The organism is Bacillus sp. JZ39 (assembly GCF_053903145.1).
In genome coordinates this window covers 3,087,931-3,111,892 of sequence record NZ_CP096389.1, presented here as the reverse complement: position 1 = coordinate 3,111,892, position 23,962 = coordinate 3,087,931, and the positions used below count along the sequence as shown (strand labels likewise).

The window sequence follows — 23,962 nt, the reverse complement described above, 5'->3', positions numbered from 1 at the left end:
AACTGGAAGAGAGGTGAATGAGTGTGATTTATATCGGACTGACGGGGTGGGGGGATCATGACAGCATCTATCCGCCGAAAACGGCCAGCCAGAAAAAATTGCAGGCCTATTCCTCCCATTTTCCGATCGTGGAATTAGACGCGAGCTTTTACGCGATTCAGCCGGCGCGCAATAATGAAAAGTGGGTGAAGGAAACGCCCGAAACCTTCCAATTTATCGTGAAAGCATATCAGGGCATGACAGGGCATCAGCGCGGCGAAATTCCCTTTGACTCAAAAGAGGAGATGTTTGATGCGTTTAAGGTGTCTTTAACGCCATATTTACATAGCAATAAGCTCGCCATGGTGCTGTTTCAATTTCCGCCGTGGTTTGACTGCAAGAAGGAGAATGTCGCCTATTTGAGATGGTGCAAGCACCAAATGGGAGATATTCCTTGCGCGCTTGAATTCAGAAACCGTTCCTGGTTCTCGCCGCCATTTTATGAGCAGACGCTTTCATTTATGAAAGCGGAAGGCTGGATTCACAGTGTCTGTGATGAACCGCAAATCGGAGAAGGCAGCGTTCCGACCGTGTTGCGCGCGACCGATGAAAACAAAACGCTCGTCAGGTTTCACGGACGCAACAAGCAGGGCTGGATGAAGCCTGATGGCGGGAAAAACTGGCGGGAGGTCAGGTACTTATACCGCTACAACCAACAGGAGCTGGAGGATTGGAAAAAGCACCTGAATGAATTGCAGCAGCAATGTAAGGATGTTTTTGTCCTGTTCAACAATAATTCCGGCGGTGACGCTGCGGATAATGGCAAGCAGATGCTTGAACTGCTTGATATCGAGTACAGCGGACTTGCTCCGAGACAGCTCGATTTATTTTAGAAAAGAGGTTTTTATTGATGTCGTTTGTGATTTTGGTCGTACTGGGATTAATCGCAGGTACGGTAGGAAGTCTGATCGGGCTTGGCGGCGGAATTGTCATTGTGCCGTCTCTGATGTTTTTAAGCACAGTGACGCAGCTGTTTCAGGATGTGACGCCGCAGGTTGCGATTGGAACTTCGCTTTTGGTCATTATTTTTACGGGCCTTTCTTCAACTTTGGCTTATATTAAATATAAAACAGTTGATTATAAGAGCGGGCTCATTTTCTTTATCGGTTCAGGTCCCGGCAGCATGATCGGGGCTTACGTGTCAAAGCTGTTCAATTCAAACTCGTTTTCCGTTTGGTTTGGCATTTTTATGATTCTGATTTCATTATCCTTAATGCTGAAAGCGAAAGCCCGGCCAATCAACAAAGCGCACAAAGGAATTATCCGGACATTTCAGGATGATGCCGGTGAGCCTTATACGTACTCATATCAGGCCTCTGTGGGTATTGCCATTGCCTTTGTTGTCGGTTTTTTAGGCGGACTTTTCGGTATAGGCGGCGGATCACTGATGGTTCCGGCGATGATGCTGTTATTTCTGTTTCCGCCGAAGGTTGCGGTGGCAACGTCCATGTTTATTATTTTCCTGTCTTCTATGACAGGGTCTGTTTCACATATGATTTCCGGGCACGTCAATTGGCTGTATGCCCTCGCGCTTGTGCCCGGCGCTTGGTTCGGCGGAAAGCTTGGCGCCGCCATCAACAGAAAAATGCAGACGAAAACGATCGTTATGATCATGCGGATCGTATTGATTTTGATCGGCTGCCAGCTCATTTATGAAGGCATTTTCAGCTGAACGATTAGGGAGAGATATTATGAAGGAGAAGCTCCGCTTATATCATACAAATGATTTGCACAGCCATTTTGAAAATTGGCCGAAAATTGTAGATTATATCGAGCAGAAAAGAAAAGAGCATCAGTCAGACGGCGAAGAGACGCTCGTTTTTGATATTGGCGATCATCTTGATCGTTTTCAATTCGTGACAGAGGCGACATTCGGAAAAGCGAATGTCGATCTCTTAAACCGCCTTCACATTGATGGATCGGCGATCGGCAATAACGAAGGGATTACGCTTCCGCATGAAGAGCTTGCTGCCTTATATGATCATGCTGAATTTCCTGTCATCGTCTCTAACCTGTTTGATAAAAATGGAAACCGTCCGTCCTGGGCGGTGCCTTACCATATCAAATCATTGAAAAACGGTATGTCCATTGCTTTCTTAGGTGTAACTGTGCCGTATTATCCTGTATATGACAAGCTGGGATGGACAGTAACGGATGCTCTTGAAAGCATAAAGGAAACCATTCGGGAAGTGAAAGGGCAGGCTGATATTATCGTTCTGCTGTCACATTTAGGCATTCTTGATGATCAGGCAGTGGCTGAAGCGGTACCTGAGATTGATGTAATCCTCGAATCACATACCCATCATTTGCTTGAAGATGGACAAGTGGTGAATGGGGTACTGCTGGCCAGCGCCGAGAAATACGGGCATTATGTCGGCTGTGTAGAAATCACGGTGGACAGCGTACAGCAAAGCATCATCAGCAAAACGGCTTCTGTGCAGAACATGGCGGAATGGACAGGAGAATCCGCAGAAACAAAAGCGTTTCTCAATGAAAAAGAACGTGAAGCCGAGGAGAAACTGTCCGATGCCGTTGCAGAGCTTGCACAAGATGCTGAGGTGAAGTGGTTTGAAGAATCAGAGCTACCTTTGCTTTTGGCATACGCCTTAAAGGAATGGTGCGAGACGGACATCAGTATGGTCAATTCAGGTGTCATTCTCGGTCCGCTAAAAGCAGGTCCTGTGACAAAGTTGGATCTGCACCGCATCTGTCCGCATCCGATCAACCCGGTGGCTGTCCGCCTGACGGGAGAAGAATTGAAGGAAACCATTGTCCATGCCGCTTCCGAACAAATGGAGCAGCTCCGGATCAAAGGACTTGGCTTCCGCGGAGAAGTGATGGGGAAAATGGTGTATGCCGGCGTGGAGGTAGAAACGAAACGGCTCGATGACGGGATCACCCACGTCACCCGGATCACACTGAACGGGGAAGATATTAAAAAACATAAACAATACTCCGTTGCGGTGCTTGATATGTTTACGCTCGGCAAACTGTTTCCGTTGATTCGCGACGCTGCAGAAAAAGAATATTTTATGCCGGAATTTTTGCGGGATCTGCTTGCTTGGAAGCTTGCGCAATAAGGCAGTCAGCCCACAACAAGCTGTGCCCTTCATCATAAAGTGATGAATGAAGGGAGTGGTTGACGTGGTAAACCTGACACCGATCATGATAGAAGGACAGCCTTTTACAGCTGTGACAGTAAAGCTTCCCAAAACGAATTTTATGGCCGTCGCCAATGATCACGGATATATTATGTGCGGTGCGCTGGATGTGGCGCTGCTGAATGAAAAATTAAAGGAGCGCGGCATTGTGGCGGGACGCGCAGTTGGTGTCCGCACCATTGACCAGCTGTTAGACGCACCTTTAGAATCCGTCACGTACGCTGCGGAAGATCTTGGCATCAAAGTCGGCATGAGCGGCAGAGAAGCGCTTTTAAAAATGGTGAAATAAAATAAATTGGCCCCGGCTATTACTATGTCCCCTCTTACAAGCATACATTGTGATATGTAAGGGGGGATTTTCTTGCCAAGATATCGCGGCCCTTTTCGCAAGAGAGGACCTTTGCCTTTCCGTTACGTGATGCTCCTGTCCGTTGTCTTTTTTATCCTGTCAACAACGGTCAGCCTTTGGATGATCAATGGCTCGATCAAACCTGTTTTAATGGACATCGGCGAGATGGAAACGAAGCGTATAGCGACAGAGGTGATCCAGGATTCGATTGAGGACTATATGTCTGACAGTGAAAATATGAAAGATATGTTTCAAATGAATTCTGATGAAAACGGAAACTTAACGACAATCGATTTTAATACACAGGTTGTAAACAGTGTGAAAACAAAAGTGACAAAGCAGCTTCAGGCTCATTTGAAAGAGATGGAAACCCATACCGGACACAGCGGCGCCAGTGAAAACATTATGATCAACATTCCGCTGGGACAGGTAACCGGCAACAGCCTTCTTGGAAACCTCGGGCCGAAAATCCCGGTCCGGTTCAATTTAATCGGTGACGCTTTTACAGATGTCAAAACCAAAATCAAGCCGTATGGCATAAATAACGCACTTATTGATATCAGCATCTTTGTCGAAATTAAAGTGAAGGTCATCATTCCATTTGCCAGCAAAACCGCTGTCGTCACAAATAATGTTCCTGTATCGATTAAAGCAGTGCAGGGCGAAGTGCCGCAGTTTTATAATGGAAGCGGCGGCTCGGGTGTCACGCCTTCTGTCCAGCTCCCGAGCAGCAAAGAAGAAGACGGTGCTGATTCAAAAAAAGAAAAAAGCAGCAAATAAGCCGCCTGTCGAAGAGGCGGCTTTTTGTTACTTCTTTTTTTGGTATTCATATCGCTCCCACGCCCTCAAATGCGGGTATGGATCAAATGACCATTCGGTTCTTCCGTTATCTTTGTACATGCCATAGTGCAGATGCGGCGGGAACTTCCCGGCGGTTCCCGGCGGGCCGTATCCGGAGCTGCCGACTGATCCGATCACTTGGCCAGGCTCAACGATTTGTCCTGTTTTAATCCCTTTGGCAAACCCATTGAGATGGGCAAAATAATGATACGTATTGTTAATGTCCCTGATGCCGATTCTCCATCCTCCGAAGCGGTTCCAGCCCTTCATTTCAACTACCCCGTAACATGTGGATTTGACAGGCAGGCCGTAATGGGCAAAGATATCCGTACCTTCATGAATCCGCCTTCCTCCGAAGCCGCGGGCATCTCCCCATGTGCTTCGGTAGCTGTAATCGGTTCTGATCGGAAGCGGGAATGCATGCTCGCCCAGATCAATATGGCCGTAGGCTTTAAACAGCTTCATGAATTCAGATATAATCCCCACTGTCTGATCACGCCGGTAATAATTCCAAAGCCCGATGCGGATGTTGTCTTCATCTGTGCCATACGACAGTAAGTATTGGCTGAACGTATACAAGATATCTTCATCGTTGCTGACCTCGGCTTTCCCGTCTCCATCGCCATCCATTCCGATTCCGTCAAACACTTTAATGCTTAACGGCGCATCGTCTTTCGGATTCGGGTTTTCAGGCCCGCTCCAGATATCATCGGGTATATAGATGCTGATGATTCCCGCCTTTTCAGGCAGATCTTTCCGGTTGCTCCGCACGTTTTCTTCGTATTGATCAACAGCGGCGAGCGCATACCAAGGGATCTGCGTCACAGCTTCGATTTTATGATATAATTCCATCCGTTTCGACAGCACTGGATCTGAAAGTTTTTTTCCAGACGCAGAAGGCTCAAATGCAAACAAAAGGAGAAGAAGAGCGGATAACAAAACTTTCACAAAATAATCTCCTTTCATATTGAATACACATAGTTTGCGGCAACCTGGCTTAAAAATGTCAGTAATCATCTTCCCTTGTCGAGAAATTTTTCCTATGTTAAAGTGTCTAAAGAAAAGACTTTCTTTAGTTAGAAAAACATTATTTTTGTTGCAGAACTAAAATCTGCACCTTTCTCGTTTTCAGAATGTTTCGTGTCAGAAATTGAGTATATTGGATATTGGAGATGATGGGAATTGGCAAAGAAAGACGAACACCTCAGAAAGCCCGAATGGCTTAAAATTAAATTAAATACAAATGAAAACTATACAGGGCTCAAAAAACTCATGCGGGAAAACAACCTTCATACCGTATGCGAAGAAGCAAAATGTCCGAATATTCATGAATGCTGGGCTGTCAGACGTACAGCGACATTTATGATTTTAGGTTCTGTTTGTACAAGAGCATGCCGTTTCTGTGCTGTCAAAACAGGCCTTCCAACTGAGCTTGACCTGCAAGAGCCGGAACGCGTAGCGGATTCAGTCGCGCTTATGAATCTGAAGCACGCGGTTATTACGGCTGTTGCGCGTGACGATCAGAAAGATGGAGGGGCAGGCATTTTCGCGGAAACTGTCCGTGCGATCCGCAGAAAAAGCCCGTTCACAACAATTGAGGTGCTGCCGTCTGATATGGGCGGAAACTACGATAACCTAAAAACCTTAATGGATACACGCCCAGACATCCTGAATCACAATATCGAAACGGTTCGCCGCCTGACGCCAAGAGTCCGTGCGCGTGCGACGTACGACCGTTCATTGGAATTTTTGCGCCGTGCGAAGGAAATGCAGCCTGACATTCCGACAAAATCAAGTATCATGATCGGGCTCGGCGAAACAAAAGAAGAGATTATTGAAGTAATGGACGACCTTTTGGCGAACAACGTGGATATTATGGCAATCGGCCAATATCTGCAGCCGACGAAAAAACACTTGAAAGTCCAAAAATACTACCATCCTGATGAATTTGCAGAATTAAAAGAAATCGCGATGCAAAAAGGCTTCAGCCATTGTGAAGCCGGTCCGCTTGTCCGTTCCTCTTACCATGCGGATGAACAAGTAAACGAAGCATCTAAAAAGCGTCAAGCCCAAGCATAATGCCAAAACGCCAGATCATCTGGCGTTTTTGTCATTCCTATCGATTTTCATGTCCTGACGCGTTTCTCCATTGGCATTTTCATTCTCTGAGACAGGGCTTCCTTGCGGGGAGGTTTTCATTTCTTGAATCGTCCCCGACATGATCTCTCTGATATCCCTTGAACCAGAGCCGAGATTGCTGTAATTTTCGACGGACTGCATATGGTTTGGATTATCGGAAATATACACGTGATAGTATCGCGGTATCACGGAAGCCGCTGTTTTTTTCACCTGATCGGCGGTCAGCTCCCGGTTTTTAGAATCGGTTTTGTATACGACAAGCGCTTCTCGGTCAGTCACCAATGTCGCAGCATCTTGAATATGGGGGAGCTGAACCGTTAAACTTGATATCATGTGAGCGGTTTCTTCCCGGTTCATCACCGGCGTTTTCTGCTGGTCTCCGTCAAATTGTTCTTTTTGATAGCGGACATAGCCAAATTGTTCGTTCTCATTATGCCTGTTAAAAGCCTCGTTGCGGTCCGACACATGAATGGGTTTGGTTTGATTCTGCGTCTGATTCCGGACATTTTGGGCATTATCCAATCCTGCGCCTCCGCACCCGGATAATAGTCCGGTCAGCAGGCAGAGGCTGACAGCGGTTCGTTTCATTTATCAATCCCTCCTCATGTGTAGGGTAGCCAAATCGCATGATTTATTCTTTAGCAATTGATGGGGACGGGGCAATGAATTATGATAGGAATGAGTGAAAAAGAGGTGAGATCATGATTCTTATTCAAAATGCCGAATTTGAATTGGTGCACAATTTCAAAGACGGCTTCAACGAAGAGGCTTTTAAAGCCCGCTACTCCGATATATTAAATAAATACGATTATATTGTGGGAGACTGGGGATATGGTCAGTTAAGGCTCAAGGGCTTCTTTGACGACCAGAATCAAAAGGCAACCTTCGAAACGAAAATCAGCACATTAGATGAATATATTTACGAATACTGCAATTTCGGCTGTGCGTATTTTGTCTTGAAACGGATCAGAAAATAAATATACACAAAGGGGATGCTGTCATGTATTTTGTTGACAGAAGCAAAATCGAGAAAACACTAGGGTTCTTCGAGCACCAGCTGGCGCTATTTGACTCACAAACAGACTGGCAGTCTGAAATCGGGGAATTGGCACTTCAGCGTATAGGCCATCTGTTAATCGAATGCATTTTGGATACAGGCAATGACATGATTGACGGCTTTATTATGCGGGACCCGGGCAGCTATGACGACATTATGGATATACTTGTTGATGAGAAAGTTGTCACGGAAAAAGAGGGTGATGAGCTCAAAAAATTGATCGCCTACCGCAAAACGTTGGTTCAACAGTATCTGCTCGCTGACAGCGGCGAGCTTTACAGGCTGATCAAGGCGCATCAAACAGCTCTTCAGGACTTCCCGAAACGGATCAGAAGCTATTTGGAAACAGAGCTAGGACCTGTTTCTGCGTTTAAATAACAACTGGAAAGCCACAGGAGTGTTGGATATGAAAACATATAAAGGGTATTTAATTGATTTAGACGGAACGATGTACAATGGCACGGAAAAAATCGAGGAAGCGTGTGAATTTGTCAGAACGCTGAAAGATCGCGGCGTTCCTTATCTTTTCGTGACAAACAACTCTTCGCGCACACCGAAGCAGGTAGCGGACAAGCTCGTGTCTTTTGATATTCCGGCAACAGAAGAGCAGGTCTTCACGACCAGCATGGCAACTGCCCAGCACATTGCACAGCAGAAAAAAGACGCGTCTGTGTATGTGATTGGGGAGGAAGGAATCCGCCAGGCGATTGAAGAAAATGGCCTGACATTTGGCGGAGAAAACGCGGACTTTGTCGTTGTTGGCATCGACCGTTCCATTACATACGAAAAATTTGCTGTCGGCTGCCTGGCAATCAGAAATGGCGCCCGCTTTATTTCCACTAACGGAGATATTGCGATTCCGACTGAAAGAGGGCTTCTGCCGGGAAACGGCTCACTGACATCAGTGTTAACCGTATCTACAGGTGTACAGCCTGTATTTATCGGCAAGCCGGAATCAATTATTATGGAGCAGGCGATGCGCGTTCTCGGCACAGATATGTCTGAAACACTCATGGTCGGCGACAACTACGCCACTGATATTATGGCCGGCATTAACGCGGGTATGGATACGCTGCTCGTTCACACAGGCGTAACGAAAAGAGAACATATAACAGACGATATGGAAAAACCGACTCACGCCATTGACTCTCTGACTGAATGGATTCCATACATTTGAAAAAAGGGCGCCCTAAAAGGGTGCCCTTATTCTGTATGCCGCGCGCGGTGAGCAAGTCTGCTTGAAGCCGCGGCGGAAATCGCTCCGACGATGTCATCTAAAAAAGTATGGCATTCACCGGTTGATTTATCATTCAATCGTTTAAGGATTCCGGGTTTTTCTTTGTCGATGTAACCGTAGTTCGTAAACCCGATCGATCCGTAAATGTTCACAATGGAAAATGCCAGAACTTCATCTACTCCATATAGGCTTTCATCTATTTCCAGCATCGTTTGCAGCGGTTCAGACAGTTTTTTCTGCTCAGCAAGAACATCCAATTCAATGCCCGTTAAAATCGCGTTTTGCACCTCGCGTTTTGCGAGAACACGATTGACGTTCAGCGTGCATTCATCAATGGTTAGATCCGGATGATATTTTTTCTGCAGAAAAAAGACAAGCTCGGCAATGTCTGATACCTCAACGCCGCGCTCCTTCATCCGTGCTCTTGCTTTAGCTTCCATCTGACTGAATTGTTCGTTTTCTGACATCAGCTTCACCCAATCTTTTTTACTAGTTTATACAAAATGCTTGAGAAGTTTACGACTTTTTCTTGCGCCTTCTTCGGATTAAAATATGTATTCATAATTCCGGCTGTGTATGACTACGATGTGATGAGCCCTAATTCAACAGGCAGGTGATCTTGGTGAAAGGTACAATAAAAGAAAAATACGGCATTCACATCAGGCAGCTTTCCATGTACCAGCACACATATCAATGCTTTCAGACGCCTAATTCATACTTTCTGATTGTCCCCGTTTCCCAATTCTCAGATACAGAGCTGGCGGAGCTTTATTACATGAGTCAGTATTTACAAGAACAAAGTGACCCATACGTTTCGGTTTTTATCTTTACAAAAGAAGGTGAGCTGACATTTGAACATGATGGAAAAACGTACGCTCTGCTGAAGGCGGCCCCCCCTTATTCAAACAGGGCGTTCTCCATTGGAGCGGAGCTGGCGGAATTTCACCGAAAAGGCCGAGGATATCCGTATGAGGTGAAGGCAGCCGGAAGAATCGGCCAGTGGAAGGATCTGTGGGGAAAACGAATTGATCAGCTGGAAGCATTTTGGCAGAGAAAGGTTCAGACCCCTCCGCATGAGCCATTCGATAAAAAAATGATCGAATCATTTCCCTATTATTTAGGACTGTCAGAAAACGCGATACAATATTTAGTGGACACTGAGCTGGATGACAAGCCCCAAGCCGCTGATTCAGGAACGATATGCCATCAGCGGATGGAAAGGCATACATGGTCACCGGAATCATTGATCAGGATTCCGGCCGATTGGGTGTTTGACCACGCTTCCCGTGATTTGGCTGAATATATGAGGCATACGTTTTTGCATCACAGACAAGATTTTAATCAGCAGGGCTTTCTCTTTTTACAGGAATACGAGCAAGTCACACCGCTGTCTTCATTTTCGAAACGCCTTTTATACAGCCGCCTGCTTTTTCCGCTTCATTATTTTGAAATCGTGGAAAGCTATTACATGTCATCAGAATCAGAAAAGCATTATTTTGAAGAACAGCTTGACTTCATTCTTAATGACTGTGGGCGTTATGAACAATTTCTCAATACAGCGCAGGAATTCATGAATATGAGGGCGCAGAAGCTGTTTGTTCCACGCGTCAGCTGGCTCGGCAAAGGCAGCTCAGGGTGAGGAGAAAATCTGACAAAAATAATTAGAAAATAAAGAATCTTGTCATATCAATGCGTTAAGCGTTTACATTCGCAAAATTCAGCCTAATGCTGTCTTGTCAAAATAGGAGCGGGCTTATATAATGTTTGTAACTTATATGTCTGTGTTGAGTTAACAATTGTCTTTTTCAAGAGGACAATCAAAAGAAAGGTGGAGTTTTTTTGAAAGCGATTCGTGTAGGGCTTTTAGGTTTAGGTACCGTCGGAAGCGGTGTCGTTAAAATTATTCAAGACCATCAGGATAAGCTTATGCATCAGGTCGGCTGTCCGGTTACGATAAAAAAAGTGCTTGTAAAAGATGTAGAGAAAAAGAGAGAAGTAGATTTGCCGAAAGAAGTGCTTACAACAGAAGTGTATGATGTCATTGATGATCCAGATGTTGATGTCGTCATCGAGGTGATCGGCGGCGTTGAGCAGACAAAACAATATTTGGTCGACGCGCTGAGATCGAAAAAGCATGTTGTCACAGCAAACAAGGACTTAATGGCTGTATACGGCTCCGAGCTGCTTGCTGAAGCGAAGGAAAATGGATGCGATATCTACTTTGAAGCCAGTGTTGCCGGCGGGATTCCGATTCTGCGCACGTTAGAGGAAGGCCTCTCATCTGATCGAATTACAAAAATGATGGGAATTGTGAACGGCACAACAAACTTTATCTTAACCAAAATGATCAAAGAGAAAAGCCCATACGAGGAAGTGCTTAAGGAAGCGCAGGATCTCGGTTTTGCCGAAGCTGATCCGACTTCTGACGTGGAAGGACTTGACGCCGCACGGAAAATGGCGATATTGGCGCGCCTCGGCTTCTCGATGAACGTAGATCTGGAAGACGTCAAAGTAAAGGGGATCTCCCAAATTACAGACGAGGACATCAGCTTCAGCAAACGCCTCGGCTATACAATGAAGCTGATCGGGATTGCTCAGCGTGACGGCAGCAAAATCGAGGTCAGCGTACAGCCGACACTGCTTCCTGACCACCATCCGCTTTCTGCTGTTCATAATGAGTTTAACGCTGTTTATGTATACGGCGAGGCTGTCGGTGAGACGATGTTCTACGGGCCGGGAGCCGGAAGCATGCCGACAGCGACATCCGTTGTTTCTGACCTCGTCGCTGTCATGAAAAATATGCGCCTCGGTGTAACCGGCAACAGCTTTGTCGGACCGCAATATGAGAAAAACATGAAATCGCCGTCTGACATTTATGCACAGCAGTTTTTAAGAATTCATGTAAAAGATGAGGTTGGTTCATTCTCGAAAATTACATCTGTGTTCTCAGAGCGGGGCGTGAGCTTTGAAAAAATCCTTCAGCTGCCAATTAAAGGCCATGATGAGTTAGCTGAAATCGTAATTGTCACACATCATACATCAGAAGCTGATTTCAGTGATATTTTGCAAAACCTAAATGATTTGGAAGTCGTTCAAGAAGTCAAAAGCACATATCGTGTAGAAGGGAACGGTTGGAGCTAATGTGGAAAGGACTTATCCAGCAATATAAAGAATTTTTACCTGTAACAGATCAAACACCGGCGCTAACTTTACATGAAGGAAACACACCTCTTATTCACCTGCCGAAGCTGTCTGAGCAGCTCGGAATTGAGCTTCATGTCAAAACGGAAGGCGTCAATCCTACGGGATCATTTAAAGATCGCGGAATGGTTATGGCTGTGGCAAAGGCAAAAGAAGAAGGCAATGACACGATTATGTGCGCGTCAACAGGTAACACTTCCGCTGCTGCGGCAGCATATGCAGCCCGTGCTAACATGAAATGCATTGTCATCATCCCGAACGGAAAAATTGCATTTGGAAAACTCGCTCAAGCTGTCATGTACGGAGCCGAGATTATCGCAATTGACGGAAACTTTGACGATGCGCTTAAAATTGTCCGTTCCATCTGTGAGAAATCACCGATTGCCCTTGTCAACTCAGTCAACCCTTACCGCATTGAAGGTCAAAAAACTGCTGCCTTCGAAGTGTGCGAACAGCTGGGGGAAGCGCCTGATGTTTTAGCGATCCCGGTCGGAAACGCGGGAAACATCACTGCGTACTGGAAGGGCTTCAAGGAATATCATGAGAAAAACGGCACAGGCCTTCCGAAAATGCGCGGCTTTGAAGCTGAGGGTGCGGCGGCAATCGTGCGCAATGAAGTGATTGAAAATCCGGAAACAATAGCGACAGCCATTCGTATCGGAAACCCGGCAAGCTGGGACAAAGCTGTAAAGGCAGCCGAGGAATCCAATGGGAAAATTGACGAAGTCACTGATGATGAAATCCTTCACGCATATCAGTTGATCGCCCGTGTAGAAGGCGTGTTTGCAGAACCAGGTTCTTGCGCGTCTATCGCAGGAGTGCTGAAACAGGTGAAATCCGGAGAAATTCCGAAAGGCAGCAAGGTCGTAGCTGTGTTAACAGGAAACGGACTGAAAGATCCGAACACAGCGGTCGACATTTCAGAAATCAAGCCTGTCACATTGCCGACTGATGAAGACAGCATCCTTGAATATGTAAAAGGAGCGGCCCGTGTATGAACGAAGCCGACATGCTGTTCTCTGTCACTGTTCCCGGAAGCACAGCTAACCTAGGCCCCGGCTTTGATTCAGTCGGAATGGCGCTCAGCAGATATTTGAAGCTGACCGTCTTTGAAAGCGACAAATGGTCTTTTGAGGCTGAAACAGAAACAGTCGCCGGAATTCCGGCGGGTACAGATAACCTGATCTATCAAGTGGCTAAACGGACCGCAGATTTGTACGGAAAAGAAATGCCTCCTGTCCATGTGAAGGTGTGGAGCGACATCCCGCTTGCACGCGGCCTTGGCAGCAGCGCCGCGGCGATTGTAGCGGCCATTGAACTGGCTGATGAATTATGCGGCTTAAAGCTGTCTGAAGCGGACAAGCTGCATTTAGCCAGTCTAGAAGAAGGACACCCGGACAATGCTGGCGCTTCTCTCGTCGGCGGACTTGTGATCGGTCTGCATGAGGATGACGAGACCCAAATGATCCGCGTCCCGAATGCTGACATTGACGTAGTCGTTGTGATTCCTTTTTATGAAGTGCTGACAAGAGACGCGAGAGACGTGCTTCCGAAGGAGTTTCCATATGCCGATGCCGTAAAAGCAAGTGCTGTCAGCAATATCCTCATTGCTGCGATCATGTCCAAGGATTGGCCCCTTGTCGGGAAAATCATGAAGAAGGATATGTTCCATCAGCCGTACCGGGCGATGCTTGTGCCTGAGCTGTCAAAAGTAGAGCACGTCGCCGAGATGAAGGGCGCATATGGAACGGCTCTCAGCGGAGCAGGCCCAACGATTCTCGTCATGACCGAAAAAGGAAAGGGAGAAGAGCTAAAAGAACAGCTCGCGCTTCATTTCCCTCATTGTGAAGTAGACGCTTTGACCGTTCCGAAAGAGGGAAGTATAATAGAGCGAAATCCTTTATATCAAGTAAAAAGTGTATAGATCATGCCAAGCGTTCCTCAGCGTCAGCGGAGGGCGCTTTTTTTTGCTGGAGATAAAGGAGTTTTTATTTAGAAAAACGAAATACATGTAAAAAGAAGGAGATGAATATGAAAAAGCTGATAACCGCAGACGACATCACAGCGATTGTCTCTGTGACCGATCCTCAATACGCCCCAGACGGCACCCGTGCCGCATATGTAAAATCACAAGTAAATCAAGAGAAAGATTCGTATACATCAAATATATGGATCTATGAAACGAAAACGGGCGGGTCTGTTCCTTGGACACATGGAGAAAAGCGAAGCACCGACCCAAGATGGTCTCCGGACGGGCGCACGCTTGCCTTTATTTCTGATCGAGAAGGCGAAGCGGCACAGCTGTATATGATGAGCGCTGAAGGCGGAGAAGCGAGAAAACTGACTGATATCCCGTATGGCGTGTCAAAGCCAATATGGTCCCCGGATGGCGAATCGATTCTGGTCACTGTCAGTTTAGGAGAGGGAGAAAGCATTGATGACCGAGAAAAAACGGAGCAGGACAGCTATGAACCTGTTGAAGTGCAAAGCCTCTCCTACAAACGGGACGGCAAAGGGCTGACGAGAGGCGCGTATGCCCAGCTTGTGCTTGTCAGCGTAAAGTCGGGTGAGATGAAGGAGCTGACAAGTCACAAAGCTGATCATGGTGATCCTGCTTTTTCTCCTGACGGCAAATGGCTTGTTTTCTCAGCTAATTTAACTGAAATAGATGATGCCAGCAAGCCGCATGATGTTTACATGATGTCACTAGAGTCTGGAGATCTTAAGCAGGTTACACCTCATCGCGGCTCATTCGGATCTAGTTCATTTTCACCAGACGGAAGGTATCTTGCTTTGCTTGGAAATGAAAAGGAATATCAGAATGCAACGCTCTCAAAGGCGTGGCTCTATGATATCGAACAAGGCCGCCTCACATGTCTGACTGAGATGCTGGACGTTCATTTAGCGGATGCGCTGATTGGAGATTCATTGATCGGTGGTGCTGAACAGCGCCCGATTTGGACAAAGGACAGCCAAGGGTTTTATGTCATCGGCACAGATCAAGGCAGTACGGGCATCTATTATATTTCGATTGAAGGCCTTGTGTATCCAGTTCGCCTGGAAAAAGAGTACATCAATAGCTTTTCTCTTTCACCTGATGAACAGCACTTTATTGCCAGTGTGACAAAGCCGGACAGACCGAGTGAGCTTTACAGTATCCCGCTTGGACAGGAAGAGAAACAGCTGACTGGCGCGAATGACAAGTTTGTCAGTGAGCATATCATATCAATACCTGAAGAGATTCAATATGCTACAGAAGACGGCGTGACGGTGAACGGCTGGCTGATGAAGCCTGCACAAATGGAAGGTGAGACAACATATCCACTTATTCTCAACATACACGGCGGTCCGCATATGATGTACGGACATACATATTTTCATGAGTTTCAGGTGCTGGCGGCGAAAGGATACGCGGTCGTTTATATCAATCCGAGAGGAAGCCACGGCTACGGGCAGGAATTTGTGAATGCGGTCAGAGGGGATTATGGAGGAAAGGATTATGACGATGTGATGCAAGCTGTGGATGAGGCTATCAAGCGAGATCCGCATATTGATCCTAAGCGGCTCGGTGTCACGGGCGGAAGCTACGGAGGTTTTATGACCAACTGGATCGTCGGGCAGACGAACCGCTTTAAAGCTGCCGTTACCCAGCGCTCGATATCAAACTGGATCAGCTTTCACGGCGTCAGTGATATCGGCTATTTCTTTACAGACTGGCAGCTTGAGCATGACATGTTTGAGGACACAGAAAAGCTCTGGGACCGGTCTCCTTTAAAATACGCAGCAAACGTGGAGACACCGCTTTTGATACTGCATGGCGAGCGGGATGACCGATGCCCGATCGAGCAGGCGGAGCAGCTGTTTATCGCTCTGAAAAAAATGGGCAAGGAAACCAAGCTTGTCCGTTTTCCGAATGCATCGCACAATTTGTCACGCACCGGACACCCAAGACAGCGGATCAAGCGCCTGAATTATATCAGCTCATGGTTTGACCAATATCTCTAATAAAAAAAGCCAGGCTGATCAAATATCAGCCTGGCTGCTTTATTAAAAGACTTGTTCTACTTCAACGACACCCGGCACTTCTTCTAGAAGAGCGCGCTCAATTCCGGCTTTCAGCGTAATTGTTGAACTTGGGCAGCTGCCGCATGCGCCTAGAAGACGAAGCTTAACGATACCTTCATCTACGTCTACAAGCTCACAGTCACCGCCGTCACGAAGTAAAAACGGACGAAGTTTGTCCAGTACTTCCTGCACCTGTTCTTTCATTTCAACTTCAGTCATGACATTCGCTCCTTTCGTCGTCATAAAACCATTATATTCAGTGTAACAATAAAAATCTATTGTTTGGTTTGCAAAGTTGCTCTCTCTATTATAGCACATTCAGACTTCAACACAAAAACGGTTTTTTTCTATAAAAATGTCCTTTGGCTCTGTATACTTAAAAGAAAAGACTTGCATAGGAGAAGGGGGCGTTCACAAGTGATGAAACCAGTCATGCTAAGCGTATATGGGGCAGAAACCGTGTGTGCGAGCTGTGTCAATATGCCGACAGCCAAGGATACATACGAGTGGCTTGAGGCTGCGCTGAAAAGAAAATATCCAAATCAGCCTTTTGAGATGCAGTACATCGATATTCATGAGCCGCCTGACAATGAACATGCGAAAGAGCTTGCGGAAAAAATCAGAAATGACGAGTATTTTTATCCGCTTGTGCTTGTAGAAGACAAAATTGTCGGTGAAGGCAATCCAAAATTAAAAGACGTTTATGAGGAAATGGAGAAGCATGGGTATACAGAAAACCGCTGACTTGATCAGCGGTTCTTCTCTATCATTAACCGTTATGGTGTTTATACATCCACAGCAAGCCGGATTTCAGCATACGCGGAACACGGCCGATCAGCGGACGGTCAGCAACAAGCCCGAAGCCGGCTTTTTTTCCGAGTGAACCGAGGACGCCTTTAAGCTTAAACTGAGGCATTGATTCAGGCAGGGCTTCTCCATTCCAGCGTTTTTGCAAGATTTGGACAATCTGCTCTGCTTGAGCCTCTGCCAGCTGGGCGCTCGGCGCATGAGGAAGGCTGGCGCAATCGCCGACAACGTACAGATGTTCATCACCCGGAAGATTGTGATGAGGCGTTAATACAATACGCCCTTGTGCGTCCTTCTCCACATCTAAGTCTCTGACGACTTTGTTTGGCTGGATGCCGGCTGTCCACACGATGGCGTCTGCAGAAATCGGATCATCGTGGTTATACACAACGCCTTCTTCTACTTTTGTGATATTTGCCCTGTTAATAATGCGGACACCGTGCTCTTCGAACCATTTTTGCACATATTTGCTTAAACGCTCGGGAAAGCTTGATAAAATGAGATTACCGCGGTCGAACAAAATAATGTTCAGGTCATCACGGCTTTCTCTCAATTCACTTGCAAGCTCAACGCCGCTTAAGCCCGCTCCGACAATGGCGACGGTGGCATTAGCGCTCAGATTATTCAGCTTTTGGTAGGTTTCGCGGGACTGATCGATGGTTTGAATACTGTAGGTGAATTCAGGCGCTCCCGGCACGTTGTGATATTTATCCTCACAGCCGAGCCCGATTACGGCGTCATCGTAAGAAATCGGTTCACGATCTTGGAACAGCACTTGTTTTTGTACAATATCAATTGATGTGATATCACCGTATTGGACATCCAGTCGAGGGTGCTCTGGGAATGACACTCTGATATGATGGTCAGAAATTGTGCCTGCGGCAAGGGCATAATATTCTGTTTTCAAGCAGTGATAAGGATTTCTGTCAATTAACGTGATTGAAACATCATCAGGCAGCTGGTTTGGCAATAAGCGATGAAGAACACGCATGTTCCCGTAACCTCCGCCGATCAAGACCAATTTTTTCATTTGAATTCCCCTTTAATCCGAAGAGTATGATAGATACATTGAAGAAAATACGAACTATGTAAAATAACATCTAGAATTATATCGAATTTGATCTAAAATCACAATAATAGTTTCAAAATAACCTACAATTTAGCCTGAAAACACAAATTAGTAAAACGTTATTTGAGAAATAATATGTTATGATAATAAATTTTGAATCATCCGTTGTCTTTGACGAATAGTGAAAAATTCGCGATAATGGACATATGTGAGGTGAAACCGCATGAATCCAATGATTGAATTTTGTGTCAGCAATCTGGCTCACGGCTCTCAGGAAGCCCGGGCAATTTTGGAGAAGGATCCCAACCTTGATGTCCTTGAATATGGCTGCTTAAGCTACTGCGGGACATGCATGGAATCGCTTTTCGCTCTGGTAAACGGAGAAGTCGTCATGGGTGAAACGCCTGCTGAGCTTGTTGAGAATATATATACCTTTATTGAAGAAAATCCAATGTTTTAAAGAAAAGGGCCTGGACAGGCCCTTTTTTATTTTGCCGTACAAAAGAACTAAAAAAATGTGTAGACATCAAAAAATATTATTGTTATCGTATAAAAGATATTTTTTTAAATAAAATTTAAGAGGTGTACGAGTATTCATGAATGTTCTGTGGGGGCTGCTGGGCGCAGTTGCGATCATTGCTATCGCGTTTTTATTTTCAGAAAAGAAAAGCAATATTAAGATAAGAACCGTCATCGTTGGTTTATGCACACAGGTGGCGTTTGGATACATCGTGTTGAAATGGGAAGCGGGACGCGCTGTTTTTTTATGGTTTTCAAGCCGTGTACAGCTTCTGATTGACTATGCGAATGAAGGCATCAGTTTTATTTTTGGACCGCTTCTAAAGGTCGGAGACAGTCCGGCATTTGCATTAAGTGTACTGCCCGTTATCATTTTCTTCTCAGCACTGATTGCAGTTTTATATCATTTGAAAATCATGCAGCTCGTTTTCCGTGTCATTGGCGGCGGATTGTCGAAGCTCCTTGGAACAAGCAAAACGGAATCTCTGGCGGCTGCTGCCAATATTTTTGTAGGACAATCAGAATCTCCGTTAGTGATCAAACCCCTGATTGCCGGGCTGACGCGCTCTGAGTTGTTTACGATTATGACGAGCGGTCTATCGGCAGTAGCGGGATCTACCTTGTTTGGGTACGCGCTTCTCGGTATTCCGATTGAATACTTGCTGGCGGCCAGCTTTATGGCTGCTCCAGCTGGACTAGTCTTTGGTAAATTGATTATACCCGAAACGGAAAAAACGCAAACCGTAAAAAGCGATTTCAAAATGGATGAAGGCGAAGGCGCAGCCAATGTCATTGACGCAGCTGCAAAGGGAGCGTCAACAGGACTGCAAATTGCGTTAAACGTTGGGGCGATGCTGCTTGCGTTTGTTGCGTTAATCGCTGTAGTAAACGGTATTCTCGGCGGGGCTTTCGGCTTGTTCGGTTTAAAAGGCGTAACATTAGAATCCATTCTCGGCTATGTGTTTTCTCCTATCGCCTTTTTGATTGGCGTGCCCTGGCATGAAGCATTGCAGGCGGGAAGCTATATCGGCCAGAAATTGGTGCTGAATGAGTTTGTCGCTTATTCTAACTTCGGTCCGCACATCGGCGAGTTTTCTAAGAAAACTGCTACCATTATCAGTTTCGCGTTATGCGGATTCGCCAATTTTTCATCAATTGCGATTATGCTTGGTACGCTGGGCGGATTAGCACCCAGCCGCCGTTCAGATATCGCGCGTCTCGGCCTGAAGGCTGTTCTTGCGGGAACATTAGCCAATCTGCTCAGCGCAGCCATTGCCGGCATGTTTATATAAACGATAAAAGCTCCTTGCGTCAGTGCAAGGAGCTTTTATGTATGAAAAACGGGGGATAATTGTATTGTGTCCGCTTATAATAGCTTTTATACTAAGAAAAAGAAAAAAAGTTGGAGGCACCTATGAACTCATTTCGATTTACCAAAATGCACGGCCTGGGAAACAGTTATATTTATGTGAATCAATTTGAAGAACAGCTTCCAGAAGAAAAACTGTCAGAGATTGCAATTCAGGTTTCTTCTGTTTATACAGGGATCGGATCCGACGGAATGATCCTGATATGCCCATCAGACCAAGCGCCTGTCAAAATGCGGATTTTTAATAATGACGGGTCTGAAGGGAAAAACTGCGGCAACGGCCTGCGCTGCGTCGCAAAATACGCATATGAGCATAAGCTGGTTGAGGAAACATCTTTTCTGATTGAAACTCTCTCCGGGCTTGTAAAAGCGGAGGTTCAAGTCGAAAACGGAAAAGTGAATGTGGTCACTGTCGATATGGGCGAACCGCGCTTGACAAAATCCGAGCTTCCGATGCTTGACGGCGGGGAAGAGCACACAATCAATGAAACGATGGCATTTGGTGAAGTAGAACTAACAGGCACTGCCGTTTCAATGGGAAATCCGCATATCGTTTTTCCGATCGCAGACATTGAACAGGCACCCTTAACGACACTGGGGCCGGTGATTGAGAAAGATCCGAGATTTCCGGAAGGCATCAATGTGGAATTCGTTGAAACCGTGAATGAACAAGAATTGCATTTCCGCGTCTGGGAACGGGGATCAGGGATTACTCAGGCATGCGGGACAGGAGCATGTGCAGCGGCGGTCGCATCTGTATTAAACGGCGTATCAAAGCGAAATCAAGACATCACGGTGCATTTAGCAGGCGGGGATTTGGTAATAAACTGGAAAGATAACGGCCATGTAATGATGACAGGGCCGGCTGAAACCGTTTGTGAGGGTGTCTATTTCTTGTAAAACACCTTGTTTGAGAATTGGAACGATCATGTTTATAATAAAAGACAGCAACCGGTTTTTAAAAGGAGGTTCACAATGATGAGCAACCCGGTAACAATTACAGAAGCAGCAGCTTTGCATATAAAAGATATGATGAAAGAGCATGAAGAAGAAAACGCGTTTCTGCGTGTAGGCGTCAAAGGCGGCGGCTGCAGCGGACTTTCTTACGGCATGGGCTTTGAGCATGAAAAGAGTGAATCAGACAGTGTGTTTGATCAGCACGGCATCACTGTTCTAGTTGACAAAGAAAGCCTTGACATCATGAACGGCACCGTGATTGATTATAAACAATCCATGCTCGGCGGCGGCTTCACCATCGACAATCCAAACGCCATTGCTTCATGCGGCTGCGGTTCTTCGTTCAGAACAGCAACGAATGCAGGCAAGCCTGAAGAGTGCTAGGCACTAAAAACGGATAACAACTATTAATGACGCTTTTCTTAGCGATAAATCATCGTTAAGGGAGGCGTTTTTATTATGGGTAAATGATGCAGAGAGTACCGGGAACTTCGGCAAGAGAAACGCTGCTTTGTTGTTTGGTTTTTTGTTGTAAATACAGCAAAGTTACGCTATATTTAATGCGGAGTATATTTTATTGCATTTACAACAAAATCACGATAGGGAGTTGATGATGAAGAAGATTTTTGGAATGGTAACAAGGCCAGTATCTGTTCCGTGTTTAAATATATAGAAGGGACACTAGACAACTGAATTTAAAATAAAGGGGCTGAATCCGAACAATGAGTGTAAAAATCAAAAAATGCAGCCGGGAAGATTTACAAACACTTCAACAATTGAGTATTGAAACATTCAATGACACTTTTAATGAACAGAACTCACCTGAAAATATGAAAGCCTATTTAGTAAGCGCATTTAACACTGAGCAGCTGGAAAAAGAGTTATGCAATATGTCTTCGCAATTCTTTTTTGTTTACTTTGATCATGAAATCGCTGGATATGTAAAGGTCAATATCGATGATGCTCAGTCTGAAGAAATGGGTGCTGAATCACTTGAAATCGAGAGAATTTATATAAAGAACAGCTTTCAAAAACATGGGCTTGGCAAACATCTGTTGAATAAAGCGATAGAAATTGCGCTGGAACGTAATAAAAAGAACATTTGGCTAGGTGTGTGGGAAAAAAATGAAAATGCCATTGCCTTTTATAAGAAAATGGGGTTTGTTCAGACCGGCGCCCACTCTTTTTATATGGGTGATGAAGAACAAACGGATTTAATCATGGCTAAAACACTCATATAATATTTTTCGAAGGGTGGATGATGATGTATATTCCAAAATATTTTAAAGTCACAAATGCTGAAGAAATTTGGAATTTTGTACAAGAAAACTCCTTTGGTACGATTGTCACAACAGAACAAGGAAAACCAATTGCCACACATTTGCCGTTAGGATTCAATAAAAAAGACGATCATTACTATATTACGGGGCATTTCGCTTATGGAAATCCTCAGTGGAGAACGTTTGAAGCCTGTGAAGATGTACTTGTGATGTTTCAGGGACCGCACGCTTATATTTCTTCTTCCTGGTATTCTCGCGAAAATGTTCCGACGTGGAATTATCAGGCTGTCCACATGTATGGAAAAGCAAGTATGTTAGAGAAAGATGAATTAGCAGAAGAATTAACAATCATGCTGGAGAAATACGAAAAACATCGTGACAATCCTGTTTTATGGGATAAGCTTTCTCCAAAACTCTTAGAACGTGAATTGAAAGGTATCGTTGGATTTAAGATTAAGGTGGAAGATATTCAAGCGGCATATAAATTAAGCCAGAACCGAAATGAAACGGATTATATGAACATTATTGAACAGTTGCAAAATGAAGAAAATCCAAATGCAAAACAAATGGCAGAACTGATGGAAGATAAATTCAAAAAGCAAATATAAGCTTACTTTGCTGAAGAAGTAGCAGAAAACGCCAACTCAAGCGGAGAACCGCTGACTTGGCGTTTTTTTATGATTAATATTTATCCCCATTAAAAATGGAATTCTTCACAATCACATAATCCACATTGCGGATGGCGTCAAGCTTTGTTCCGCCTGCATAAGAAATAGAAGATTGAAGATCCTGCTCCATTTCAATCAGTGTATCCTTGATTGAGCCTTTATGCGCCACGTGCATTTTTTTGCCTTCGACATTTTTCTTTTCGCCTTTTTGGAATTCAGAGGCTGAGCCGAAGTACTCCTTGTAAAGCTTTCCGTCTTTTTCGATCGTTTGGCCTGGCGATTCTTCGTGTCCGGCAAATAGTGAACCGATCATGACCATCGTTGCGCCGAATCGGATTGATTTTGCGATGTCGCCATGGGTGCGGATGCCGCCATCCGCGATAATCGGTTTGCTGGCAGCCTTGGCACACCAGCGCAGCGCTGCTAATTGCCAGCCGCCTGTGCCGAAGCCGGTTTTGATTTTCGTAATACATACTTTTCCCGGTCCGATGCCGACTTTAGTGGCATCCGCTCCCGCATTTTCAAGCTCTCTGACTGCTTCCGGCGTTCCGACGTTGCCAGCAATAACAAAGCTGTCCGGCAAATGTTTTTTAAGGTGCTGGATCATTTCAATGACAGCATTTGAATGACCGTGAGCAATGTCAATTGTCACGTATTCAGGAGATAAATTTTCTTCTGCCAGCTGGCGGACAAATTCATACTCCTCCTCTTTGACGCCCACGCTGATAGAAGAGAATAAGCCGCGTGCGTTCATATCTTTAATAAAATCAATTCGTGTCTCAGGCTCAAATCGGTGCATGACATAAAAGTAGCCATTTTCGGCTAATTGAATCGCTAGCTTCTCATCTATAATCGTCTGCATATTGGCAGGGACGACGGGTAACTTAAATGTACGTCCGCCTAAACGTACGGATGTATCACATTCTGAACGGCTATTTACAATGCATTTTGCAGGAATTAGCTGAATATCTTCGTAATCAAATACGTTTTCCATGGTTTTCACTCCTAAAAACGAATATTTAAAAGTATAATATATGAAATGTTCGCCTTCTATAATGTACTCTGTTTTATTTAGGATGTCAAACATTATGATTTGCTGGCAGGTGTGGTGCAAGTGCCGAAGCTTGTCATGCAGGGTGAGTTTAGGTATCATAGTTTTAACGAATGGTCTTAGAGAGCGGATCAAAACGCGAATGATATACGTT

Annotated in this window: 27 protein-coding genes; 21 read left to right on the top strand and 6 right to left on the bottom strand. The window is 45.3% G+C overall.

Translation table 11 applies throughout. The annotated features are described in order from the left end of the window. Positions 1–23: 23 nt before the first annotated feature. From M1D65_RS16000 to yunB, 5 genes are all read left to right on the top strand, one after another. A complete protein-coding gene (locus M1D65_RS16000; protein ID WP_003243895.1) occupies positions 24–872 on the top strand; it encodes a DUF72 domain-containing protein in 849 nt (282 codons plus the stop codon). A gap of 17 nt (positions 873–889) precedes the next feature. Further along, positions 890–1,711, top strand: coding sequence for a sulfite exporter TauE/SafE family protein (locus M1D65_RS15995; protein WP_003228670.1), 822 nt, complete (start codon positions 890–892; stop codon positions 1,709–1,711). Positions 1,712–1,730: 19 nt separating this feature from the next. Beyond that, complete coding sequence (locus M1D65_RS15990; protein WP_456270624.1) at positions 1,731–3,119, top strand: bifunctional metallophosphatase/5'-nucleotidase; 1,389 nt, start codon at positions 1,731–1,733, stop codon at positions 3,117–3,119. A 64-nt stretch (positions 3,120–3,183) separates the two neighbouring features. Then, a complete protein-coding gene (locus M1D65_RS15985) occupies positions 3,184–3,489 on the top strand; it encodes a YunC family protein (RefSeq protein ID WP_019712942.1) in 306 nt (101 codons plus the stop codon). 72 nt (positions 3,490–3,561) lie between these two features. Beyond that, positions 3,562–4,329, top strand: coding sequence for a sporulation protein YunB (yunB, locus tag M1D65_RS15980; protein WP_015483652.1), 768 nt, complete (start codon positions 3,562–3,564; stop codon positions 4,327–4,329). Between the two features lie 27 nt (positions 4,330–4,356). Here yunB and lytH read toward each other — a convergent pair whose 3' ends face one another. Beyond that, the gene (lytH, locus tag M1D65_RS15975; RefSeq protein WP_003243462.1) at positions 4,357–5,337 is read right to left on the bottom strand and encodes an L-Ala--D-Glu endopeptidase; all 981 of its coding nucleotides are present in this window, start codon (positions 5,335–5,337) and stop codon (positions 4,357–4,359) included. 234 nt (positions 5,338–5,571) lie between these two features. Between lytH and lipA the strand changes: the two genes are divergently transcribed. Beyond that, positions 5,572–6,468 carry a lipoyl synthase gene (gene lipA / locus M1D65_RS15970; protein ID WP_003222888.1) on the top strand — a complete coding sequence of 299 codons (897 nt, stop codon included), beginning with the start codon at positions 5,572–5,574 and terminating at the stop codon, positions 6,466–6,468. Between the two features lie 15 nt (positions 6,469–6,483). On the opposite strand, the gene M1D65_RS15965 is transcribed toward lipA, so the two are convergent. Further along, on the bottom strand, positions 6,484–7,116 hold the full coding sequence (locus tag M1D65_RS15965) for a YhcN/YlaJ family sporulation lipoprotein (protein WP_021480537.1): 633 nt from the start codon (positions 7,114–7,116) through the stop codon (positions 6,484–6,486). 113 nt (positions 7,117–7,229) lie between these two features. On the opposite strand from M1D65_RS15965, the gene M1D65_RS15960 reads away from it, so the two are divergent. The 3 genes from M1D65_RS15960 to nucF are packed head-to-tail and all read left to right on the top strand — an operon-like array spanning position 7,230 to position 8,762. Continuing rightward, on the top strand, positions 7,230–7,505 hold the full coding sequence (locus M1D65_RS15960; protein ID WP_003228682.1) for a YutD family protein: 276 nt from the start codon (positions 7,230–7,232) through the stop codon (positions 7,503–7,505). A gap of 23 nt (positions 7,506–7,528) precedes the next feature. After that, the gene (locus tag M1D65_RS15955; protein ID WP_003228684.1) at positions 7,529–7,963 is read left to right on the top strand and encodes a DUF86 domain-containing protein; all 435 of its coding nucleotides are present in this window, start codon (positions 7,529–7,531) and stop codon (positions 7,961–7,963) included. A 28-nt stretch (positions 7,964–7,991) separates the two neighbouring features. Beyond that, the gene (gene nucF / locus M1D65_RS15950) at positions 7,992–8,762 is read left to right on the top strand and encodes a 5' nucleotidase NucF (protein WP_021480535.1); all 771 of its coding nucleotides are present in this window, start codon (positions 7,992–7,994) and stop codon (positions 8,760–8,762) included. 26 nt (positions 8,763–8,788) lie between these two features. Here nucF and M1D65_RS15945 read toward each other — a convergent pair whose 3' ends face one another. Further along, entirely contained in the window at positions 8,789–9,289 is a 501-nt protein-coding gene (locus M1D65_RS15945) for a phosphatidylglycerophosphatase A family protein (protein WP_003243814.1), read from the bottom strand. 152 nt (positions 9,290–9,441) lie between these two features. Here M1D65_RS15945 and cotNH point away from each other — a divergent pair, with 152 nt between their 5' ends. The 5 genes from cotNH (at position 9,442) to M1D65_RS15920 (ending at position 16,028) form a co-directional block, all read left to right on the top strand. Beyond that, positions 9,442–10,461, top strand: coding sequence for a spore coat-associated protein CotNH (gene cotNH, locus M1D65_RS15940; protein ID WP_031315327.1), 1,020 nt, complete (start codon positions 9,442–9,444; stop codon positions 10,459–10,461). A 200-nt stretch (positions 10,462–10,661) separates the two neighbouring features. Beyond that, a complete protein-coding gene (locus tag M1D65_RS15935; protein WP_014665242.1) occupies positions 10,662–11,963 on the top strand; it encodes a homoserine dehydrogenase in 1,302 nt (433 codons plus the stop codon). Then, positions 11,963–13,021 carry a threonine synthase gene (thrC, locus tag M1D65_RS15930; protein WP_032727094.1) on the top strand — a complete coding sequence of 353 codons (1,059 nt, stop codon included), beginning with the start codon at positions 11,963–11,965 and terminating at the stop codon, positions 13,019–13,021. Before M1D65_RS15935 ends, thrC begins: the two co-directional genes overlap by 1 nt. Next, entirely contained in the window at positions 13,018–13,947 is a 930-nt protein-coding gene (gene thrB / locus M1D65_RS15925) for a homoserine kinase (protein ID WP_003228699.1), read from the top strand. The genes thrC and thrB overlap by 4 nt, the downstream gene beginning before the upstream one ends. A gap of 107 nt (positions 13,948–14,054) precedes the next feature. After that, the gene (locus tag M1D65_RS15920) at positions 14,055–16,028 is read left to right on the top strand and encodes a S9 family peptidase (protein WP_124072765.1); all 1,974 of its coding nucleotides are present in this window, start codon (positions 14,055–14,057) and stop codon (positions 16,026–16,028) included. 42 nt (positions 16,029–16,070) lie between these two features. Here M1D65_RS15920 and M1D65_RS15915 read toward each other — a convergent pair whose 3' ends face one another. Further along, entirely contained in the window at positions 16,071–16,406 is a 336-nt protein-coding gene (locus tag M1D65_RS15915) for a NifU family protein (RefSeq protein ID WP_010886606.1), read from the bottom strand. Between the two features lie 99 nt (positions 16,407–16,505). On the opposite strand from M1D65_RS15915, the gene M1D65_RS15910 reads away from it, so the two are divergent. Further along, positions 16,506–16,832: a YuzD family protein gene (locus M1D65_RS15910; RefSeq protein ID WP_021480530.1), complete on the top strand. Its 327-nt coding sequence runs from the start codon at positions 16,506–16,508 to the stop codon at positions 16,830–16,832. 25 nt (positions 16,833–16,857) lie between these two features. On the opposite strand, the gene M1D65_RS15905 is transcribed toward M1D65_RS15910, so the two are convergent. Continuing rightward, positions 16,858–17,925, bottom strand: a complete 1,068-nt coding sequence (locus M1D65_RS15905) for an NAD(P)/FAD-dependent oxidoreductase (RefSeq protein WP_003228707.1) — start codon at positions 17,923–17,925, stop codon at positions 16,858–16,860. A 262-nt stretch (positions 17,926–18,187) separates the two neighbouring features. Here M1D65_RS15905 and M1D65_RS15900 point away from each other — a divergent pair, with 262 nt between their 5' ends. The 6 genes from M1D65_RS15900 (at position 18,188) to paiB (ending at position 22,697) form a co-directional block, all read left to right on the top strand. Then, complete coding sequence (locus tag M1D65_RS15900; protein ID WP_003222913.1) at positions 18,188–18,424, top strand: YuzB family protein; 237 nt, start codon at positions 18,188–18,190, stop codon at positions 18,422–18,424. A 136-nt stretch (positions 18,425–18,560) separates the two neighbouring features. Next, entirely contained in the window at positions 18,561–19,775 is a 1,215-nt protein-coding gene (locus M1D65_RS15895; RefSeq protein ID WP_003228710.1) for a NupC/NupG family nucleoside CNT transporter, read from the top strand. Positions 19,776–19,897: 122 nt separating this feature from the next. Then, on the top strand, positions 19,898–20,752 hold the full coding sequence (dapF, locus tag M1D65_RS15890) for a diaminopimelate epimerase (protein WP_003243745.1): 855 nt from the start codon (positions 19,898–19,900) through the stop codon (positions 20,750–20,752). Between the two features lie 78 nt (positions 20,753–20,830). Continuing rightward, positions 20,831–21,193 (top strand): HesB/IscA family protein, encoded by a 363-nt coding sequence (locus tag M1D65_RS15885; RefSeq protein WP_003244166.1) that lies wholly within the window; start codon positions 20,831–20,833, stop codon positions 21,191–21,193. A 338-nt stretch (positions 21,194–21,531) separates the two neighbouring features. Next, complete coding sequence (gene paiA / locus M1D65_RS15880; protein ID WP_286317064.1) at positions 21,532–22,050, top strand: spermidine/spermine N(1)-acetyltransferase; 519 nt, start codon at positions 21,532–21,534, stop codon at positions 22,048–22,050. Positions 22,051–22,073: 23 nt separating this feature from the next. Further along, entirely contained in the window at positions 22,074–22,697 is a 624-nt protein-coding gene (gene paiB, locus M1D65_RS15875) for a protease synthase/sporulation negative transcriptional regulator PaiB (protein ID WP_069322868.1), read from the top strand. A 73-nt stretch (positions 22,698–22,770) separates the two neighbouring features. Here paiB and guaC read toward each other — a convergent pair whose 3' ends face one another. Then, positions 22,771–23,751 carry a GMP reductase gene (guaC, locus tag M1D65_RS15870; RefSeq protein ID WP_047183126.1) on the bottom strand — a complete coding sequence of 327 codons (981 nt, stop codon included), beginning with the start codon at positions 23,749–23,751 and terminating at the stop codon, positions 22,771–22,773. Positions 23,752–23,962: the final 211 nt, after the last annotated feature.